At 62.3% G+C, this 18,010-nt stretch carries 22 protein-coding genes; 18 read left to right on the top strand and 4 right to left on the bottom strand.

Annotated elements, in window-relative coordinates; all coding sequences use genetic code 11:
* Nucleotides 1-2: 2 nt before the first annotated feature.
* The 5 genes from P3T40_RS16620 (at nucleotide 3) to P3T40_RS16600 (ending at nucleotide 2,940) form a co-directional block, all read left to right on the top strand.
* On the top strand, nucleotides 3-476 hold the full coding sequence (locus P3T40_RS16620) for a hypothetical protein (protein WP_429268814.1): 474 nt from the start codon (nucleotides 3-5) through the stop codon (nucleotides 474-476).
* Nucleotides 477-537: 61 nt separating this feature from the next.
* Nucleotides 538-756: a hypothetical protein gene (locus P3T40_RS16615; protein ID WP_429268813.1), complete on the top strand. Its 219-nt coding sequence runs from the start codon at nucleotides 538-540 to the stop codon at nucleotides 754-756.
* A complete protein-coding gene (locus P3T40_RS16610) occupies nucleotides 753-1,391 on the top strand; it encodes a glycoside hydrolase family 19 protein (RefSeq protein ID WP_429268812.1) in 639 nt (212 codons plus the stop codon). Before P3T40_RS16615 ends, P3T40_RS16610 begins: the two co-directional genes overlap by 4 nt.
* Before the next feature lie 21 nt (nucleotides 1,392-1,412).
* Complete coding sequence (locus P3T40_RS16605) at nucleotides 1,413-1,784, top strand: hypothetical protein (protein WP_429268811.1); 372 nt, start codon at nucleotides 1,413-1,415, stop codon at nucleotides 1,782-1,784.
* Nucleotide 1,785: 1 nt separating this feature from the next.
* On the top strand, nucleotides 1,786-2,940 hold the full coding sequence (locus tag P3T40_RS16600) for an SGNH/GDSL hydrolase family protein (protein WP_429268810.1): 1,155 nt from the start codon (nucleotides 1,786-1,788) through the stop codon (nucleotides 2,938-2,940).
* Here P3T40_RS16600 and P3T40_RS16595 read toward each other — a convergent pair whose 3' ends face one another.
* Entirely contained in the window at nucleotides 2,941-3,168 is a 228-nt protein-coding gene (locus P3T40_RS16595; RefSeq protein WP_429268809.1) for a hypothetical protein, read from the bottom strand. It lies immediately after the preceding gene.
* 171 nt (nucleotides 3,169-3,339) lie between these two features.
* Between P3T40_RS16595 and P3T40_RS16590 the strand changes: the two genes are divergently transcribed.
* The 5 genes from P3T40_RS16590 to P3T40_RS16570 are packed head-to-tail and all read left to right on the top strand — an operon-like array spanning nucleotide 3,340 to nucleotide 5,209.
* Entirely contained in the window at nucleotides 3,340-3,846 is a 507-nt protein-coding gene (locus P3T40_RS16590) for a hypothetical protein (RefSeq protein ID WP_429268808.1), read from the top strand.
* The gene (locus P3T40_RS16585) at nucleotides 3,843-4,067 is read left to right on the top strand and encodes a hypothetical protein (RefSeq protein WP_429268807.1); all 225 of its coding nucleotides are present in this window, start codon (nucleotides 3,843-3,845) and stop codon (nucleotides 4,065-4,067) included. The genes P3T40_RS16590 and P3T40_RS16585 overlap by 4 nt, the downstream gene beginning before the upstream one ends.
* Nucleotides 4,064-4,270, top strand: coding sequence for a hypothetical protein (locus tag P3T40_RS16580; protein ID WP_429268806.1), 207 nt, complete (start codon nucleotides 4,064-4,066; stop codon nucleotides 4,268-4,270). The genes P3T40_RS16585 and P3T40_RS16580 overlap by 4 nt, the downstream gene beginning before the upstream one ends.
* Nucleotides 4,271-4,304: 34 nt before the next feature.
* Nucleotides 4,305-4,625 carry a hypothetical protein gene (locus P3T40_RS16575; protein ID WP_429268805.1) on the top strand — a complete coding sequence of 107 codons (321 nt, stop codon included), beginning with the start codon at nucleotides 4,305-4,307 and terminating at the stop codon, nucleotides 4,623-4,625.
* Nucleotides 4,622-5,209 (top strand): alpha/beta fold hydrolase, encoded by a 588-nt coding sequence (locus P3T40_RS16570; RefSeq protein WP_429268804.1) that lies wholly within the window; start codon nucleotides 4,622-4,624, stop codon nucleotides 5,207-5,209. The genes P3T40_RS16575 and P3T40_RS16570 overlap by 4 nt, the downstream gene beginning before the upstream one ends.
* Nucleotides 5,210-5,815: 606 nt before the next feature.
* On the opposite strand, the gene P3T40_RS16565 is transcribed toward P3T40_RS16570, so the two are convergent.
* A complete protein-coding gene (locus P3T40_RS16565; protein ID WP_429268803.1) occupies nucleotides 5,816-6,121 on the bottom strand; it encodes a hypothetical protein in 306 nt (101 codons plus the stop codon).
* A gap of 685 nt (nucleotides 6,122-6,806) precedes the next feature.
* On the opposite strand from P3T40_RS16565, the gene P3T40_RS16560 reads away from it, so the two are divergent.
* The 6 genes from P3T40_RS16560 to P3T40_RS16535 all read left to right on the top strand — a co-directional run bounded on the left by P3T40_RS16560 (nucleotide 6,807) and on the right by P3T40_RS16535 (nucleotide 11,548).
* Nucleotides 6,807-7,139 (top strand): type II toxin-antitoxin system RelE/ParE family toxin, encoded by a 333-nt coding sequence (locus P3T40_RS16560; RefSeq protein WP_429268802.1) that lies wholly within the window; start codon nucleotides 6,807-6,809, stop codon nucleotides 7,137-7,139.
* Complete coding sequence (locus P3T40_RS16555) at nucleotides 7,126-7,413, top strand: helix-turn-helix domain-containing protein (protein WP_429268801.1); 288 nt, start codon at nucleotides 7,126-7,128, stop codon at nucleotides 7,411-7,413. Before P3T40_RS16560 ends, P3T40_RS16555 begins: the two co-directional genes overlap by 14 nt.
* 279 nt (nucleotides 7,414-7,692) lie before the next feature.
* Entirely contained in the window at nucleotides 7,693-9,147 is a 1,455-nt protein-coding gene (locus tag P3T40_RS16550) for a cytochrome ubiquinol oxidase subunit I (protein WP_429268800.1), read from the top strand.
* A gap of 24 nt (nucleotides 9,148-9,171) precedes the next feature.
* Complete coding sequence (gene cydB / locus P3T40_RS16545) at nucleotides 9,172-10,176, top strand: cytochrome d ubiquinol oxidase subunit II (RefSeq protein ID WP_429268799.1); 1,005 nt, start codon at nucleotides 9,172-9,174, stop codon at nucleotides 10,174-10,176.
* Nucleotides 10,151-10,327: a hypothetical protein gene (locus P3T40_RS16540; protein ID WP_429268798.1), complete on the top strand. Its 177-nt coding sequence runs from the start codon at nucleotides 10,151-10,153 to the stop codon at nucleotides 10,325-10,327. The genes cydB and P3T40_RS16540 overlap by 26 nt, the downstream gene beginning before the upstream one ends.
* Before the next feature lie 495 nt (nucleotides 10,328-10,822).
* Nucleotides 10,823-11,548 carry a response regulator transcription factor gene (locus P3T40_RS16535; RefSeq protein ID WP_429268797.1) on the top strand — a complete coding sequence of 242 codons (726 nt, stop codon included), beginning with the start codon at nucleotides 10,823-10,825 and terminating at the stop codon, nucleotides 11,546-11,548.
* Between the two features lie 7 nt (nucleotides 11,549-11,555).
* Here the strand turns inward: P3T40_RS16535 and P3T40_RS16530 are convergent, their stop codons facing one another.
* Together P3T40_RS16530 and P3T40_RS16525 are read right to left on the bottom strand one after the other, a co-directional pair.
* Nucleotides 11,556-13,340 carry a hybrid sensor histidine kinase/response regulator gene (locus P3T40_RS16530; protein ID WP_429268796.1) on the bottom strand — a complete coding sequence of 595 codons (1,785 nt, stop codon included), beginning with the start codon at nucleotides 13,338-13,340 and terminating at the stop codon, nucleotides 11,556-11,558.
* A 132-nt stretch (nucleotides 13,341-13,472) separates the two neighbouring features.
* Complete coding sequence (locus P3T40_RS16525; RefSeq protein WP_429268795.1) at nucleotides 13,473-13,616, bottom strand: hypothetical protein; 144 nt, start codon at nucleotides 13,614-13,616, stop codon at nucleotides 13,473-13,475.
* Between P3T40_RS16525 and P3T40_RS16520 the strand changes: the two genes are divergently transcribed.
* Both P3T40_RS16520 and P3T40_RS16515 read left to right on the top strand, forming a co-directional pair.
* Nucleotides 13,615-14,406, top strand: a complete 792-nt coding sequence (locus P3T40_RS16520) for a hypothetical protein (RefSeq protein ID WP_429268794.1) — start codon at nucleotides 13,615-13,617, stop codon at nucleotides 14,404-14,406. The two genes, P3T40_RS16525 and P3T40_RS16520, sit on opposite strands and share 2 nt — an antisense overlap.
* Before the next feature lie 32 nt (nucleotides 14,407-14,438).
* Nucleotides 14,439-17,843, top strand: coding sequence for a GMC family oxidoreductase N-terminal domain-containing protein (locus P3T40_RS16515; RefSeq protein ID WP_429269015.1), 3,405 nt, complete (start codon nucleotides 14,439-14,441; stop codon nucleotides 17,841-17,843).
* Nucleotides 17,844-18,010: the final 167 nt, after the last annotated feature.

Raw genomic sequence — 18,010 nt, 5'->3', positions numbered from 1 at the left:
CCATGCCAGTCCAGTACATTTACGATGCGAACGGGTATCTGACGGGGGTCGTGGACAGTTCCTATATCCACGACAACAGCACCGAACTCGTGCCCACTATCACGCCGGGTGTGACGCCCCAGTTCGTCGACGGTGCATGGGTAGGCGACGGCTCCTATGCGACGCTCACGCCGATCCAGTTTTATCTGGCGTTCACGACGAGCGAGCGGATGCTGCTGAAAGCGATCGCGACGACCGGCGTAGCTGTGGGTAGCACGCTCGTCACCCCCGCGCCGACAACGGCCATCCCCGTCGATCCGGTCATCGCAGAGTTCTGGGCGACGTATCAACTCGCGGTGCAGTCGAATGCGAAGATCGACCCTAACCTCGATTCGATCCAGGAGGGGCTGACGTATCTCTCGGCACCGACTGCGCCGACACCGCCCATCATCGCAGCGTCGCGGATTCCGCAGATATCGGCGGGCATCGCCCAGTAGCTCCCGAGCACTCAGCCATCAAGCCACCTTCGGGCGGCTTTCTTTTTTCTGTGGAGCATCTGTGACGACCCACGACAACACACAGGCCATCGCCGAGAACGAGAAGCGCATCGAGGTACACGAAGCCGTGTGCGCGGAGCGATACAAAGGGATTCTCGATAGCTTCAGGCGCGGCGACAAGCGCATGCAGCGGATTGAATACCTCATCTATTTCCTGCTGCTCGTGGCGCTGCTCGGGCCAACGGGAGCCCTGAAAGCGCTTGAGGCATTCATCAAATGAACCTCACCGCTCAAATCATCGCGGCCGGATGCGGCTCGTCTGCGCCGCTCGCGCAATCGTGGCTATCGCCGGTTCAGGCTGCGTGCGATCGCTTCGAGATCAACACGCCGATACGCGTAGCCGCGTTCCTTGCACAGGTCGGCGTCGAGTCTGCCCGGCTCACGGCGGTGTCGGAGAACCTGAACTACAGCGCGGCGGCATTGCTCACCGAGTTCTCCGACCACTTCACCTCGGAGGAGGCGCAGCAATATGCGCGGCAACCACAGCGCATCGCGAATCGCGTCTACGCCGGGCGCGAAGGCAACGGCGATGAGGCGAGCGGAGACGGTTGGCGTTTCCGCGGCCAAGGTCTGATCCAGATCACCTTCCACGACAACTACGCGGTGTGCGGACCCGGCATCGACCTGCCATTGCTGGAGCATCCGGAGTTGCTGCAGCAGCCAGCGAATGCGGCAATGTCCGCCGCATGGTACTGGAGCAACCGCAACTTCAATGCACTGGCCGACGCCGGTAATTTCCTCGGCATCAGCAAGGCGATCAACCTTGGCAGTGCGACCAACCCCGGCACGCCAGGTGGCTACTCTCAGCGCCTCGCGCTGTACGGAGCCGGAAAAAGAGCGCTCGGCTTTGCATGACTTGCCTATCAGGGATTCGAAATGACAGATTTTTCGTTGATGTTTGCGGCCGGCCGAGACTACTCCGCCAACAAACCGGCGCTGCCCGCCGTCGGCGCCGCGTTCGGCGGCTCGGGCCCGTATGCAAATTACGTGCTGGTCTCAACCATTCCCGCATCCACGGGCCGCAACAACGTCGATATCGAGAACACCAGCGGCGCGCAGATCGCTGTGGTGCGCGATGACGGGACGGCCGCCGCTGGTGCTGCGCCGAACAATGCGAGCGTGTTTGCACTCGTCGGCGGATCGGCTGCCGGTGCGCAGGGTGGTGCGTGGTCATCGGCCACATTCAAGGGGCGGCTGCAGATTTACGCGCCCGTCTCGACGGCAATCGTCTCTGTGATGGTGGACTGATATGGCATCTTCACTTCCTCCGGTAACACCCTCCGTCATCCAGCAAGCAGCAACGCCCACCTATCAGGGCTTCACCCCTCTCGCATTTCCGCGCTGGCGCAAGGCAATGGGCGGCGTGCGTTCGGGTACGGCCCGCGCGCGCCTGTGCTGCCTCGGCGACTCAACGACATTCGGGCTAGGCTCCGTCGGTACCCCTGCGAGCTATTCGAATGCCAAAGCGTTTGGTTATCCGACGCAACTCGCACAGGCCCTCGGCGCGCAAAAGAATCTTGCGGCGCACTGGGATTCGTTCTGGTGCGATAACGGACTCGATTCTGTGGCCGGCGCAACGCTGCCGCTTGCGGATCCACGAATTGCACTCGGTACCGGATGGTCCAACACCGGACAGACGTCGATGGGCGGCCTATCGCTGTTCAATAACACGACGACTAACCCCGTATCGTTCACGCCTATCAATGCGTTTGACACGTTCGATATCTGGACCGTGTGCAATAGCGGGCTAGGAACTGTCACGGCAGATATCGGCGGCGCCGTTCTCGCGACAATTAGCACGTCGACTGGCACGCATGGCGCTACCAAGACGACCGTTTCGACGGGCGCCGCGCCCGCGACGGGAACAATCAACGTCAGGCTAAGCGGGACGCTTGCATCGGTGTTCCTTATCGGCATCGAGGCATACAACTCGACGTTGCCGAAAGTGAGCGTTTGGAATCAGGGTTGGTGCGGCGGCACGACGGCAAACATCACCGGCAACGCATCGCCCTGGTCAACGCTCCCTGCACTCGTCGCCGCCGCGCCCAATCTGGTGATGTGCGGTATCGGCATCAACGATTCACGCACGGGCGTGACGCTGGCGCAATACATCGCGAACTATCAGGAACTGATCACGGCTATTACAGCGGTGTCCGACATGGTTCTGTTTGTCGAGAACCCACCAGAAATTTCTGTTGTGACCACTGCGTTGTGGACGCAGTTTCAGCAAGCCGTCTATCAGCTCGCCGCGGCGAACAACCTGCCACTGATCGACCTAACGCAGCGCTGGGTATCGTGGGCGTACTCGAATGCACTGGGGTACTACTACGATGCGCTTCACCCCTATGCAGCGGGCTACGGGGACATCACCCAAGCCTTTCTGGACGCGCCCCTCCTGTTCTGATCACCAGCTGCTGGTGTTCGCCCATTCGAATTTGTCCCATTCGTCCTGCCAAGCCTTGTGACGCGGCGTCCCAACAGGAAATGGGTTGATTCGATCGCCCTTATGCCACGCCGCGTAGCCCAGTTCTGCGGCCCGCTTCTCTTCTTCGGAGAGAGCATCGTCGGCATCTTGGCCTGAGCGGGGCGTCGAGGGAAACAGCGCGGAAAAGATGCGCGCAAGAGCTTGCATGACTGGGCCTTGATTCGTTCTGCGAGATAGGGTCGATTCCGCACAGGATACGCATACCGATTTGTCCTAATCCGCCGAAAGATTGACTGATTCGGACGACGTGAAGCCCGAATCCCTCCCGCTCCAACCACACAAACCCGCCTTGTGCGGGTTTTTTTACGCCTGTCGAAAATGACCGTTGAAACCACACACGAACTCAAAGACACGTTGACTGCGGATTACTTCGTCCCCGGCCACGACGAGCGCGAGACCACCGCGCTATTCAGGCACACGAAGCAACTACTGATCGAGCGCGAGGGCGGCCGGTGCTTCGTCACCAACATGACGGCCGAAGAACTCGGTGCACCTCTGCAGGCCCATCACCATCCCGTCGAACGCTGTTTCGCAACGGCATGGGACTGGCCGCGCTTCGCTGAGGACTGCAAGAAAGGCATGTGGGGGCCGCACGCGCAGGCATTCGACTGGGATTCGTTCCTGTCGGCGCAACCCTTCGACCCATACCGCTTCGTCGACGACATGACGGTCAACGGCATGTTGCTCGGCCCAGGCCAGCACATCGGCAAAGACGAGGGCCTGCATCGGCTTCCGCTCCCCGTGTGGCTGTTCACGAAGTACGCGATCGAGGGCTATCAGTTCTCTCCCACCGAAGTGATTCACCACGACCCGGAGCACTTATGAACGAAACCTCGCCTATCGCGACTGGCACTGCCACCGCAGCAATGACGATCGTCGTCCCGATCCTCTCCTGGGTCGCCGATAGCTTCCACGTCTCGATCCCTGAGAACGTGCAGCTATCGCTCGCCGTGGTGATCGTGACTGGCGCTCACTGGCTATCCCGTACGCTCGCCGCGCGCGCCGCTGCAAAGCATGCGACTGCGCCTACGGTGTCGGCACCGTGACCCGCGCCCTCCTCTGCCTGCTGCTGGGTGGATGCACGGTGTTTCCCGAGCATCTTCAGGTGCTGCCTACGGTATCCGAGGGCGCGCAAATCGGGTGCTGCGTTATCGAGGCTGAGCTGCCGCCCTCAACCAATCTGTCTCTCACCGTCACAAAGCCATCAACGTCGCTGGAAATCAAGGCCGGCGCCAAGTGGAAGTTCTAAACCCCTCCGCAGTTCATCCCTGAAGGAAATCACCATGAAGAAGCTCTTTGCCGCTATCGCGGTAGGTATCGCTGCGCTCGCTCTTTCCGCGTGCTCGACCTCACAAATCCAGACCGCATCGACCAACGTCGCCGCCGTGAATAGTGCAGCAGTTGGTGCGCTCACGACTACCGCGGCGTCGGTGGCTGCTGCGTGTCCGGTCGGTCAGGCCGTCGTCACCGCGGCGGCTGCGGCAGACCCGTCGCTGACCGTCGTCGAGGTGGGGAACGGCGTGTTTTGTGCCGCGAACAAGGCTATCGCGGCGGCGGCTCCGGCCGCCCCGTCGACGCCGCTCGCAGGCGCGCCGCTGCAATGACCCCGCGCGACTACGCGGCGCTGGCTCAAGAGGCCTACGACGCGCCGCCCGACATCGGGGAGGCAGATAGCGCCTCGCGCGCTATCGTGCGCACGACTGAAGACGGGTTGTGCGTGGCCTTTCCGGGTTCGAATGACCTCGACTGCTGGCTTGCGGACCTCGATGCTATTCCGGTGTCGGTGCCGGGAATGGGCGACGTGCACAAGGGCTTCTACGGGGCATGGGAAGCCATGTCGGCTGATGTGCTGGCCGCGATCGGCGATAAGCCGGTGACGCTGGTCGGTCATTCGCTGGGAGGCAGCCTGGCATTGCTCGCTGCTGCGGCGCTCACCCTGGCAGGCAAACCACCTGTCGCCGTCTGGGCGTTTGAGCCGGCCCGCGTGAGTTTCGACCTCACCTTGCGAAACCTGCTCGCCAAGGTGCCGAAGCATCTGTATCGCAACGGTCTGGACTTGGTCCCTGATCTGCCACCGGGCGGCGTGCATCCGGGCTTGCTGACGCACATCGGGCCAGAGCTTCTGCCTATCCCAAACGTCCAGGATCACCTGTTGCCGCGCGTCACTGAAGATTTGCCGCAGGCTTGAAGCGGTATCCGGCGGCGCAGTCTATCGGCTGTGCTGCCCACCCCTCTCCGCGCCTACTGGCGCACATCAATCAGCCCGCCCCGGCGGCGCTTCATCATCACCGGCCGTCTCGCGCATCCAGAACGCACATCCGCGATCGGGAAACGAATGCATGATCACCGTCTTCCCATACAGACATGCTGCGCTACGTGGGCGCGGGTATTCGACTTCCCAATGCGTGCAGGTCCAGCAGCAACGTGCGCTATCCTGCTTTGCGAGGGAACCGAAGCCGGAGCCGATGGGGGTATTCATCCCCGCAGTTTATCAATCTATGACGACGCGGAGACGTCATCCAAAACCCGCTTGTACATCGTTGATTTTACTACTCCTACCAACTCCGAAATTATACATTCAGAAGACTATTCCCAAGTGACGTAACCTTTTGAATGCACGATAAAAACGGCAGTTTAGCCAGATATACTTCTGACTGACGTGAAGCGCGAAAACTGGGCAACGGGTGGGAAGCTTTGGAGTGAGGCATAGGGCGGCAAGCGGGTGCGCCCAACATAAGAAAGGACTCCGGCACGGCGTCACGGCAATGCCCGAGTATCATGAAGATGCGTACGGTCAAAAGTTTTCGTAGCGCTTTTCGATCAGGTTCGCGTTCTTGAAGAAGAACATGACATGAAGCTGCCCGGATACGCCACCGACATAGTCCCATCGGGTGAGGTCTCCAGCGGATTTCTCGCCGAACGGACTGCCGAGTTTTTCCAACACCTGCGCCTTCGACGTCCCTGATGGGAACCGTTGGTCCATGCTCTCACGCGTCCAGTTACGCGTATGTATCTGGTCATAGGAGTACGTTGGTGTCACGCAGCCACTCAGTCCAACCAGGCAGGCGGCAACCACCGTCAGAACCGCTAACTTTTTCATCTTTCTCTCACTCGGATCGGAATACGCTTACGATCACACGCGCAGATTTGAAGGACGATCAGACACATCCCAATCCGCCCCGAGCGTGGCAATTTGGCGCACGAGCGATGCCTGTGTTGGCCGGCGCGTCAGAACACACCGGAAAACAAGGCATAAAAAAACGGCGTCAGCGCCTTGAAGCAGGACGCCGCGAGAACCACACTCGCATGTCGGGGTCGATCACACGAGAGACCCGACAATATCCGCTGCCCGCGCGTTCCTCAAGATGAAAAAGCTGCGTTTGTAACCGCGGAGCAGGTACTCCTTACGTCCGAGGAAAGCAAGCCGAAGCGCATCCCGTGTCGCGCGGACCTGCCTGCGCCAGGTTGTATTGTCCAGACGTATTGTCAACTTACAGATTCAAACATCTCTTACGAACGCGTAGGACAACACACTGCGCAGAAACCCGTTCTGACCCGCTTGATGCCGCCCCAACCCGGCCATTCGGTCGATGCCTAGGGCGAATTCAATCCGTTATCCTCACTTTCGTCCGGTAGCACAAAGCGCTGCGCTGCGCCGCGCCGTCCCCTACGCATGCCATGTGCGCCACGACCCCATGTTGTCACCACGATGCCGCTGCGATCGCGATTCGATCGGCCATACGGTGGCTTGCTGATAAATAACATATTTGTTATGATGGAATCCAATGGCATTTGAGATCGACTTTTATAGCGAGAAGGTCAAAATCCAGGTCGCTTCGTTGCCCAAAACCCTACTGGCGCGCTTTATTGCGCTAGCTGATCGCATGGAGCAATACGGCCCGAATCTCGGGGAACCGCCCACTAAATCAGTGGGCGGCGGCCTCTTCGAGATGCGGCTAAAAGGAGCCGAAGGGATCGCCAGAGTGTTCTATTGCTCGGTCATGGACTGTCGGATCGTCATGCTTCACTCCTTCGTGAAGAAGTCGCAAGACACGCCGCGAAACGAGCTCGAGGTGGCTCGTACAAGATTGCTGGAGGTTAAACGTGTCAACGTATAAGGAATTGCGGAAACTGGCCCTGGCGGACCCCGAAGTCCGCGCGGAATTTGATCGGCTGAATCGCGAGGAATTCGCCCTGCTCGACCAGATGCTCGCGGCGCGTCACGCCGCTGGGCTGAGCCAGGCGCAAGTCGCCGAGCGCATGGGTACCCAAGCGCCAGCAGTAACGCGGCTCGAGCGCGCACTCGCCTCGGGTCAACATTCACCGTCCATCGAAACCTTGCGTAAATATGCCGCTGCGTGCGGCAAGAAGCTCGTCATTTCGATTGCATGATTTGAAACGGCCTGCGTGCAGCCCCTGCTGCAGCGCGGTGTATTGACGCAGCGTTTGTTTCGGGAGCCGCATGGTCGTGTGCAGCGCTCCCACAAAAACTTGATGCTGATCAACGATTTAGCATCTCTAAATCGCCACATCAGCATTTTCCGCGCGTCTTTTCGACGCACGGCGCAACGCAACAAAAAGCTGCGCATTCCCCTACTCTTGCGCCATCTGCAAATCGCAGAGCGCGTCGACAGCGGTCGACGCGCGTTGGTTGTTTCCCGCATCAACGCTATGAACCCCGCACCCGCAATCTCCGCATTTGACCTGGCGCGCATCCAGTTCGCGTTCACGGTTTCGTTTCATATCGTCTTTCCCGCACTGAGCATCGGACTCGCCAGCTTCATCGCAGTACTCGAGTGGCGCTGGCTCAAGACCCGTAAGGCCTACTACAAAGTTCTGTGTCTGTTCTGGTCGAAGATCTTTGCAGTGGCATTCGGCATGGGCGTCGTTTCCGGCGTCGTGATGAGCTACGAGTTCGGCACCAACTGGTCGGGCTTCTCCAGCTTCGCCGGTCCGATCACCGGGCCGCTGCTGATGTACGAGGTCATGACCGCGTTCTTCCTCGAAGCCGGCTTCCTCGGCATCATGCTGTTCGGCTGGCAGCGCGTGGGGCCGCGTGCGCACTTCGGCGCCACGCTGATGGTCGCCATCGGCACGTTGATTTCGACCTTCTGGATTCTCGCCTCGAATAGCTGGATGCAGACGCCGCAAGGCTTCGCTGTCGAGAACGGCCATGTCGTGCCGCTCGACTGGTTCAAGATCGTCTTCAACCCGTCGTTCCCGTACCGGCTCGCGCATATGGTGCTGGCTGCATTCATCGTCGCTGCGCTGGTGGTGGCTGCCGTCGGAGCATGGCATTTGCTCAAGGGCCGGCGTGATCCGGCCGTGAAGAAGATGTTCTCCATGGCGCTCTGGATGCTGTTGATCCTCACGCCGATCCAGGCCTTCGTCGGCGACCAGCACGGCCTGAATACCCGCAAGTACCAGCCGGCCAAGATCGCGGCCATCGAAGGTCTGTGGAACACCGAAAAAGGCGGCACGGCGCTCAACCTGTTCGGCATCCCCGACATGAAGGCCGAGACGACCCGCTATGCGGTATCGGTTCCTCACCTGGGCAGCCTGATTCTCACGCATAGCTGGGACGGCGAGATCCGCGGTCTGAAGGAATTCCCGCCCGAAGACCGGCCGAACTCCACCATCGTGTTCTGGAGCTTCCGCGTGATGGCGGGGCTCGGCGTGCTGATGATCTTGATGTCGATCACCGCCTGGGTGCTGCGCCGGCGCGACAAGCTGTATGACTCGAAGTGGTTCCAAAAGCTCGCGGTGGCCATGGGTCCGAGCGGTTTCATCACGCTGCTGGCCGGCTGGGTGACCACGGAAGCCGGCCGCCAGCCGTGGGTCGTCTATGGCGTGCTGCGCACCTCGCAAGCCGTGTCGCCGCTCACCACGCAGCAAGTGGGCATCTCGCTGATGGCGTTCGTGATCGTCTACTTCCTCGTGTTCGGCACCGGTATCTACTACATGCTCAAGCTGATGCGCTCGGGCCCTGCGTTGCCCGGCCAGACGCCGCATGGCGCGCCTGATGCCTTACCTGGCACACCCGCGGGCACACCCGCTGGCACACTCGCCAGCCGCGCTGCGCGCCGCCCCATGTCGGCCGCCGACCAGTTGGTCGATGCAACCTGAACCAAACCCTACCGAGGTTAGAAAATGGATGTCACCGTAGTGTGGGCCGGGATCATCGCGCTGGGCCTATTCATGTATGTGGTCCTCGACGGCTTCGATCTGGGCATCGGCATCGTGTTTCCGTTCTTTCCTGATGAAAAAGAGCGCAATCTGATGATGAACACCGTCGCGCCCGTCTGGGACGGCAATGAGACCTGGCTAGTGCTCGGCGGCGCCGGGCTGTTCGCCGTGTTCCCCGTGGTCTATTCGACCGTGTTGTCGGCGTTGTATCTGCCGTTGATTTTCATGCTCGCCTGCCTGATCTTTCGTGGCGTGTCGTTCGAGTTGCGCGCCAAGGCGAACCGGACCAAACATCTGTGGGATCTGGCGTTTATCGGCGGCTCGACGGGGGCAGCGTTCTTCCAGGGCATCGTGCTGGGGGCGTTCCTGCAGGGCATTCCGGTCGTGGACGGCAGCTATGCCGGCAGTGCCTTCGACTGGCTCACGCCGTTCAGTCTGTTGACCGGTCTCGGACTCGTTGTCACCTACGCGCTGCTCGGCTGCTGCTGGCTGGTCGCCAAAACGGAAGGCGATCTGCAACGCCGCCTGCATCGGGTCGTGTGGCCGCTGACGATTATCCTGCTCGCCTTCATTGCGATAGTCAGCCTCTGGACGCCGCTGCAAGACCCGAATATCGCGCAGCGCTGGTTCGCGTCGGGGCTGCTCTATCGTCTGCTGCCCGTGCCGCTCCTCGTCGCCGCGTGCGCGTTCTTCATGCATCGGGCGGTTCGCGACCGGCATCACAAGACGCCCTTCGTGCTGGCGCTCGCGCTGGTGCTAATCGGCTATCTCGGCTTGCTCGTAAGCCTCTGGCCGTACGCGATCCCGTCGAGTATGACCCTCTGGGAAGCGGCCGCGCCGCGTTCGAGTCAGATGTTCACCCTCGCGGGCGCCGCAGTGATCATTCCCATCATCCTGACCTACACGACGCTGGGCTACTGGGTATTTCGCGGCAAGGTGAGCCATGACGACCAACATCACTATCACTAAGCCGCAACAGCCACCCGCCACGCCCATGCGGCGCACGCTGCCTGGTTGGATCTGGTTTATCGCGCTGTGGTGCGTCGGCGTAGGCGGTGCAATGTCGCTCGGCTTCGCGTTCAAGATCCTGATGAACCTCACGCTCTTCGCCGTGAAGTGATGCACGCCCGGCCGCCATGCGGCCACGTGGGCGGCGAGGCGATTGTTAAACCTTGCATCCCGCGCTTCAAAATCGGGCGGCCGTGCACGTCTATGTTGCAGACTGCAGCAACAACAGTCGTCAGATGAATGGAGGCGAGCCGGCGTGCGGAAGAACGCACGATTGTGCCGACCCAGGGTCCGCACTGGAGACCTCCTCGGCGCCGACACTGTTCGCTGCTCCGCGGGCAACCGCGCATGAGTCAAAGGCGCCGCCCGAGCGCCCTGAGGGACACCCGTTGGCGCCGATCAAGCATATGATCGCGACATCAGGTGGTGTAACACCGGCAGTGCACAATAAGCCTTGCAGTCAGGGAGGCACGCGGTAGACGGCCTCGCTTGCAGAGGCGGTCTGACGGGACGGATGGCGTAGGACGGGGGACGCGCCATCCGCGTCCGGCACCGGCGAAATAACGGTGGGAAATACCAACGCGCAGGGCCGACACGCGGAGACATCATGAAGTTTCTTGTGGCCGACGACCATGAACTGATCCGCCAGGGCGTCAAGGGATTGCTCCGCGGACTCGACCCGGATGCGCAATTCGACGAAGCCGACAGCTGGGAAACCCTCGCCGCCGCCGCGCGGCCCGACGCCGATCACGATCTGGCGATCGTCGATCTGCACATGCCCGGAATGAGCGGCGCGGCGTCCCTCGAACTCCTGCTGAAAGAGCATCCGGCGCTGCCGGTGGTCGTGCTCTCCGCCGAAGAATCGCCCGATGAGATGCGTGCGGTACTCGCTGCCGGCGCGCTCGGCTTCGTGCCGAAACGCCAGCCTGCCAGCGTCATGCTGAAGGCTATCGAGCTCGTGCTGTCCGGCGGCGCGTACGTGCCGATGGAAGCATTGAGCCTGCTCGGCACGCGTGAAGCGGTGGCGCAAACCTCGCCCGGCAATGCGGCCAGCGCATCCGCCGCGACGGCAGTGACCGAGCCGATCGTCCAGCTCACGGTCCTGCAGCCGCATCAGCAGCATCTGCTGGAAAACCTCGCGCCGCGGCAACAGGACATCATGCGGCTGGTGCACCGCGGCTGGACCAACAAGATGATTGCGCGTGAGCTGGGTGTCGCGGAGGGAACCGTCAAGGTGCATCTGTCGGTGATTTTCCGGGCGCTTGGAGTTCACAACCGGTCGACTGCGATTGCGGTCATCAACGGATGGCTGGAGGCGGGGAAGACGTTATAGCGGCGAACTAGACCGCCGCCCTGGCCCCATCCCGCTCCGCCTGCTGCCACAGCGTTTCCAGCGTGCGCCGCAAGCGCGCCGGCGTGACCGGCTTATGCAGCACCGGAATCCCCTGCATAGCGAGCGTCGCCAGTTCGCCCGATGCCATGTCGCCGGTAATCAAAAGCATCACCGCGCCTTCATGTCCGCTGCGCTGCAACGCGTCGCGCACCGCGGTCAGCGCCTGCGCGCCGGTGCGGTGGTTCGCTAACTGGTAGTCGCATAGCACGGCGTCCGGTACAAAGCCCTCGGCTAGCGCTCGCAGCGCCAGCCCTTCGTCCCGCACACCACGCGCCACACAGCCCCAACGCCCAAGCAGGCTCGTCAGCCCTTCGAGAATCGATGGATCATCGTCGATGCACAGCACGTGCCGTCCTTGAGCCGACGGGCCACCCACCGCCGTGTCGCTCAGGATCGCCACAACCCCACCCGGGTCGCCCGCCCGCACCGGAAAGCGGAACACCGAGCCGCGTCCCGGCGCCGAGCGCAAGCTCAACTCGCCACCCAGCAATCCGACGAGCCACCTGACCGTCGGCAAACCGAGACCGTGTCCCTGGCGTGCGTCGCGCTGCGGATTTGCGACCTGATAGAACTCCTCGAAGATGCGCTCCTGCTCGGCAGCCGGAATGCCGATACCGGAGTCCCGCACCTCGACATAGCCGCCGCCCCGCCGGCCGGCGCGTCGCAGGCCCACCCAGATCGCCCCCTCCTCGGTATATCGCACCGCATTCGAGAGCAGGTTGCTCAATACCCGTTCGAGCAGCACTGGGTCGTCATACACCACCATCGTGGTAGGCGCGATGCGCAGCGCCAGCCCCTTGGCCGCCGCCTGCGGCCGGTAATGGCTGCCGACCCGCTCGAACAGTTCATCTAGCCGGAAATGCAGCCGGATCACCTGCGTGACACCGCTTTCGAGCCGCGCCAGATCGAGCACCTGATTGAACAACTGGTTGAGCGCCTCGACGTTGTTGACGATGTGATCGACGGTTTTGCCGTGTTGCGCGGACGTCACGGAAGCGTCGTTGAGCGACGCCGCGAGCAGGCCGATGGCGTGCAGCGGCTGGCGCAGATCGTGGCTCGCCGCGGCAAAAAAGCGTGTCTTGGCGAGACTCGCCTCCTCGGCGACCTGTTTTTGCTCGGCCAGCGATTCCGCCAGTTGCTGCTGATCGACGCGTGCCTGCACCACGCGCTGGAACAGCTTGCGGTAGCTCACCGCATAGATGTTGATGGCGCAAAAGAAGAACGCGAGGACGATCGCCAGAATGGTGCGGTCGAAATTGTGGCTCCCGAACAGCAGCACGATGGCCGGCAACAGGACGAAGGTGATGCTGGTGGAAAAGTTGAGTACGTCGAAACCGTTCGACATGAACACGCCCGCCGCCAGCGTCACCAGCATGACGGTGTGCAGCACTGGCAGATCGGCCTGGTGGGTATGGAACGCGAACCAGATCGCGAGCCCCGGCGCGCTATACAGCAGCGCGCCGCGCAGCGCGTGCAGCCTGATCCAGTTACGTGCGGTCAGCGCATCGGGCCAGCGGCGCCGGCAGAGCCACAGCCCCAGTGCGGCGCAGTTCGCCACGGCGTAGAAGACGAAGCACGCGACGAACCGCTGCGGATACGGCATGTCGTCCCAGTAGATCGAGACGAGCACGACGATCGCGAACCAGTGCGTAAAGAAAGCGATGGCGTCTTGTGCATACAGCACGCGCACCAGGTCTTCGTCGATCGCTCGCTGGATGGGATCGTCCCGCATCGTGCGGTCTCCTTGGTCAACCGGAGTTGGCGCTTCACGCTGCCGACGATGCCCAACGTGGTGCATGGAACCGCAGGCGATGGCGAGCTTGGCGAGATTGGTTTACCCGGCAGTTTACCTGTCAGCTATCACTTAATCCATATAGGCGCAGGCACCTACAAAAACCATACTGAAGTCACTTTCCAGCGCGACCAAGGGTCTCTCCAGACTGCCTTCGCCGCCCCGTTTGCGGGGTTTGCCGCGCTCCTTGCCCCATCCTTCGACGGAGGCTTTCATGGGCGCTGTACCGAGCCGCGAGTTCGTCCGCAATCTGGACAATACGATCCTGCCAGATCTGTGGCGCCGTCGCACCCGCCTGTCCGGCGACGAAATGGTATCGATGGTCGAACTGGTGAAGCGGGCGCTGCGCACCTACCATCCGCTCGAATTGCAGGCGCTCGGCGAGGACAAGGAAGAACTCGTCGCCCAGTTCATCTTCTCCCGGGTGCTGCGCCTCGCCCCCGGCCATTCCGACACGCACGCCTGCCCGGAAAGCGCGCCGTCCAACGGTTACGCCCTCTGCGCGTATTTCCGCCGTTACCTGATCGACTGCCTGCGCAGCGCCGGCCATCAGCGCAACGTCTCGATGGAAAACGAAGGCATGGAACAGGAAATCGACCTGCACGCCCATGCGCTCGAAGACCCGGTCGAAAGCGTGCTGATGCAATACGGCCTCGACGAAGCACGCGTGCGCCTCGCTGCGCGTACCTTCATCGACGGGCTCGACGAGCCGGAGCGGATCGTGCTGGCCGGCAGCCTCGGCTGGTGCTCGGAATGCAAAGGTGGACTTTCGGCCGTGGCTGCACAGCATCGCGTGCCCTCGTATCACTATCGCGCCGTCAAACTGGGCGTCACAATGAAAAAGACGGGCGACGCCGGCGATTTTTCCAATACGAAGATCGGCCGCTGGCTGATCGACGTGCTCGGCATCGAGATCGAGGTCGAAAATCGCGCGGCCATTCTGATTGCGCTGAACCTGCTCGCCGCCGAATCGAGCGATAGCGAACTGAATGAAGCGGCTGCCTAATTGCGCATAACCGCGCTCGCGAGATGGTCATGATGAACCGCTTATCCAGCGCCATTGGAGCGCTGCAGCCCCACTACGAAATCGTGATTGTCGGGTCCGGCTACGGCGGCGCCATTGCGGCCAGCCGGATGGCGCGGGCGGGGCGCAACGTGTGCCTGCTCGAACGCGGCCGCGAATTCATGGCGGGTGAGTTTCCTTCCACGCCACTCGAAGGCGCAAGCCACGTGCAGTACAACACCGGGCTCGCGCAGATCGGCTCGCCGCTCGCGTTACTGGAAGTCCACGTCAATCCGGACGTCAACGCAGTGGTCGGCTGCGGGCTGGGCGGGACCTCGCTGATCAACGCCAACGTGGCCCTCAGGCCCGATCCGCGCCTGTGGCACGATCCGCGCTGGCCCGCTGCGGTGCGCGCAGACGAGGCCGGGCTCGCCGCCGGCTATGCGCGCGCCGAAGCCATGTTGCAGCCGTCGCCCGTGCCCGCCGACTTCCCTTCCCTGCCCAAGCTCAATGCGCTCGCGCAGTCGGCCCAGGCGCTCGGCATGCAGGACCGCTTTTCGCGGCCGCCCATCACGGTCACCTTCAAGGACGGCAAGAACGCCGCCGGTGTCGATCAGAAGCGCTGCGTCGGCTGCGGCGACTGCAACTCGGGCTGTAACTACGAGGCAAAGAATTCCACCCACATGAACTACCTGCCCGACGCGGTCGCCCACGGCGCGCAGATTTTCACGGGCGCAGCGGTGCATTCGGTCGTGCGTGACGCGGCCACCCAGCAATGGCGCGTGCGCTACCAGCTGGTGGGCCTTGGGCGCGAAAGCTATGACGCGCCGGACCTCGCCGTCAGTGCGGACATCGTGATCCTGTCTGCCGGCACGCTCGGTTCGACCCCGATCCTGTTGCGTTCCCGCGATGCAGGACTGCCGGTGTCCGCCCAGCTCGGCCAGCACTTCACCGGCAACGGCGACGTGCTCGCGTTTGCGTACAACACCGATGTCCCGATCAACGGCATCGGCTGGGGTGCCCACAAGAGCGGCGAGATCGCGCCCGTCGGGCCGACGATCACCGGCCTGATCGATCACCGCGATACGCCCGACGTCAAGGACGGCTTCGTGATCGAAGAAGGCTCGCTTGCCGGACCGGTCGGGCTCGCCATGATGGGCGTACTGGGCATCGCCGCCCCGGCTGAGGGCGTGAAGGTGCCTGAGCCGGCATCGCGGGCAGGATCGCTGGATGCCGATGCCCGCATCGTCGAAAGCCTGCTGCGTGGCCCCTATCACGGTGCGATGAATCACACGCAGACCTATCTCGTGATGGCGCACGACGACGACGGCGGGCAGATCCTCGTCGAACGGGGCCGGCCGCGCATTCGCTGGCCCGACGCCGGCAAGCAGCCCATCTACGCCACCATCGAAAAGACCCTCGAAGCGGCCACCGTCGCGTTAGGCGGCGACTATGTGCGCGACCCGATTTCCACCAGGCTGCTTGGCGACGGCCTGGTGACGGTCCATCCGTTGGGTGGTTGCGCAATGGCGGACGCGGCGGAAAGCGGCGTCGTCGATCAGGCCGGCCGCGTGTTCTCGGGCGCGGCGGGCACTGCCGTGCATCCCGGCCTGTACGTGATGGATGGAGCGGTGGTGCCGCTCTCGCTCGGCGTGAATCCGCTCTTGACCATTTCGGCGCTGGCCGAGCGCAACTGCGCGCAACTGGCCGCGGCGCACGGCTGGCAGATCGACTACGCGTCGCGAGGCGATGCTGCCTCGCCGCCACAGCAGAGAATCGGCCTGCGTTTCACCGAAACCATGCTCGGCAGCTATGAACCAGGCGCGCAAACAGACGCCCCGTCGCCCGGCAGTGGCAGCAGCCCGATGACATTCACGCTCACCGTGGAGTCCGACGATCTGGCAGATATGCTCAGCAATCCGCAGCATGCCGCGCGCACGGTGGGCACGCTGACATGCCAAGCCTTGTCGGCCCAACCCATGACGATTGCCGACGGCCAGTTCAATCTGTTCGTCGTCGACGAAACCCAGGTCGACCGGCGCGACATGAACTACCGGATGACGCTCGAATCGGTGGAAGGCACGCGCTATTTCCTGTTCGGACAGAAGATCATCACCCGTTCGTCGCTGCTCGAACTGTGGCCGCAAACCAATACACTGTACGCACAGATCCGCGCCTCCGAGGCAGCGGACGCGCCCGTCATCGGCAACGCGACGCTCATCATCACGCCCGAGAATTTCCTCAAGCAGATGCGCACCATCGAAGTGACGAACGCTCCGGATCTCGAGACGCGGCTCGAATGGACGCTGAAATTCGGCAAGTTCTTTGCCGGGGTGCTGTTCACGGAATATGGCGGCATCGCGGCACCGTTGCAGTTCCTCAACTCAGACAGCACTGCGCCGCGTTTGAAGCGTGCGTTGCGGGCACCAGCACCGGAGCTGACCTGGTTCAGCACGCCTGAACCCGCCAGCAAGACATTGAAACTGACGCGCTATCACGGGGGAAACAAGGGACCTGTGCTGCTGATTCACGGTTCGGGCGTATCGAGCCGGATCTTTGCAACCGACCTGATCGAGACCAACCTTGTCGAGTTCCTGTGTGCGGCCGGCTATGACGTGTGGCTCGTCGACCTGCGCGTGAGCATCGAGCTGCCGAGCGCGCTCGAGCCCACCACGGCGGATGCGATCGCCCGTGAGGACATCCCGGCTGCCGTGGCGCAAGTCCGGCAGCGAACGGGCGCCGAGCAGATTCAGGTCGTGGCGCACTGCTTCGGCGCAGTGGCATTCACCATGTCCTTGCTGTCGGGGCTAAAGGGCGTGCGCTCCGCGCTGCTGTCCCAGGTGTCCGCGCATCTGATTCCCGGCGCGCTGCAGCGGATCAAGGCGGGCCTGCACATGCCGGAGATTCTGCAACACCTCGGGGTCCGGGACCTGACCGTCCTGACGCGCGCCGACAACTGGCCGGACAACCTGCTCGATGAGGCGCTGCGGGTTTATCCGGTCGGGCACGACGAAGGCTGCGGTAACGCGCTGTGTCATCGCGCAACCTTTCTCTACGGCCTCCTCTACGAACACGCGCAACTCGGCGAACAGCTTCACGCCAATCTGCAGGAATTGTTCGGTGTGCATGACGTCGAGCTCTTCAGTCAACTGGCGGCGATGGTGCGCGAGGGACACGTCGTGGACGCGCACGGCGCGAACGTTTATCTGCCCAACCTCGAGGGTATGAACCTGCCAATCGGTTTCATTCATGGCGCCGAGAACCGCTGCTATCTGCCAGTGAGCACGGAGACGACCTACAACATGCTGGTGGAACGCTTCGGCGCGCAGCAATACGAGCGGCATCTGATTCAGGGGTATGGGCATATCGACTGCATCTTCGGCAAGAATGCCGCGGTGGATGTTTATCCGGTGATCGCGCGGTATCTGGATGCGCATTGATGCGTGTGTTGTCAGGCTGATTCGTTTGTGGATGCCGACGGTGCCTTACAGACCACGCGGGCGAATTGTTTTATGATCCGAACCATTCGGCGCGCCATGCCGCCCGAGTGCGGACGCATCCAGGCCGCATCAATCCAATAAGCCCATACAACCACGCCAATCACACA

It is taken from the genome of Paraburkholderia sp. EB58 (genome assembly GCF_050436665.1).
Taxonomy (GTDB): Bacteria; Pseudomonadota; Gammaproteobacteria; order Burkholderiales; family Burkholderiaceae; genus Paraburkholderia.
The sequence above is the reverse complement of the archived record's forward strand: the minus strand, read 5'-3'. Positions and strand labels throughout refer to the sequence as shown.

Excerpts from the sequence above, each read along its gene's own strand:
- P3T40_RS16620 (WP_429268814.1), top strand. The coding sequence starts at position 3 with ATGCCAGTCCAGTACATTTACGATGCGAACGGGTATCTGACGGGGGTC.
- P3T40_RS16610 (WP_429268812.1), top strand. The coding sequence starts at position 753 with ATGAACCTCACCGCTCAAATCATCGCGGCCGGATGCGGCTCGTCTGCG.
- P3T40_RS16605 (WP_429268811.1), top strand. The coding sequence starts at position 1,413 with ATGACAGATTTTTCGTTGATGTTTGCGGCCGGCCGAGACTACTCCGCC.
- P3T40_RS16600 (WP_429268810.1), top strand. The coding sequence starts at position 1,786 with ATGGCATCTTCACTTCCTCCGGTAACACCCTCCGTCATCCAGCAAGCA.
- P3T40_RS16595 (WP_429268809.1), bottom strand. The coding sequence starts at position 3,168 with ATGCAAGCTCTTGCGCGCATCTTTTCCGCGCTGTTTCCCTCGACGCCC.
- P3T40_RS16590 (WP_429268808.1), top strand. The coding sequence starts at position 3,340 with ATGACCGTTGAAACCACACACGAACTCAAAGACACGTTGACTGCGGAT.
- P3T40_RS16585 (WP_429268807.1), top strand. The coding sequence starts at position 3,843 with ATGAACGAAACCTCGCCTATCGCGACTGGCACTGCCACCGCAGCAATG.
- P3T40_RS16575 (WP_429268805.1), top strand. The coding sequence starts at position 4,305 with ATGAAGAAGCTCTTTGCCGCTATCGCGGTAGGTATCGCTGCGCTCGCT.
- P3T40_RS16570 (WP_429268804.1), top strand. The coding sequence starts at position 4,622 with ATGACCCCGCGCGACTACGCGGCGCTGGCTCAAGAGGCCTACGACGCG.
- P3T40_RS16565 (WP_429268803.1), bottom strand. The coding sequence starts at position 6,121 with ATGAAAAAGTTAGCGGTTCTGACGGTGGTTGCCGCCTGCCTGGTTGGA.
- P3T40_RS16560 (WP_429268802.1), top strand. The coding sequence starts at position 6,807 with ATGGCATTTGAGATCGACTTTTATAGCGAGAAGGTCAAAATCCAGGTC.
- P3T40_RS16550 (WP_429268800.1), top strand. The coding sequence starts at position 7,693 with ATGAACCCCGCACCCGCAATCTCCGCATTTGACCTGGCGCGCATCCAG.
- cydB (WP_429268799.1), top strand. The coding sequence starts at position 9,172 with ATGGATGTCACCGTAGTGTGGGCCGGGATCATCGCGCTGGGCCTATTC.
- P3T40_RS16540 (WP_429268798.1), top strand. The coding sequence starts at position 10,151 with ATGACGACCAACATCACTATCACTAAGCCGCAACAGCCACCCGCCACG.
- P3T40_RS16535 (WP_429268797.1), top strand. The coding sequence starts at position 10,823 with ATGAAGTTTCTTGTGGCCGACGACCATGAACTGATCCGCCAGGGCGTC.
- P3T40_RS16530 (WP_429268796.1), bottom strand. The coding sequence starts at position 13,340 with ATGCGGGACGATCCCATCCAGCGAGCGATCGACGAAGACCTGGTGCGC.
- P3T40_RS16520 (WP_429268794.1), top strand. The coding sequence starts at position 13,615 with ATGGGCGCTGTACCGAGCCGCGAGTTCGTCCGCAATCTGGACAATACG.
- P3T40_RS16525 (WP_429268795.1), bottom strand. The coding sequence starts at position 13,616 with ATGAAAGCCTCCGTCGAAGGATGGGGCAAGGAGCGCGGCAAACCCCGC.
- P3T40_RS16515 (WP_429269015.1), top strand. The coding sequence starts at position 14,439 with ATGAACCGCTTATCCAGCGCCATTGGAGCGCTGCAGCCCCACTACGAA.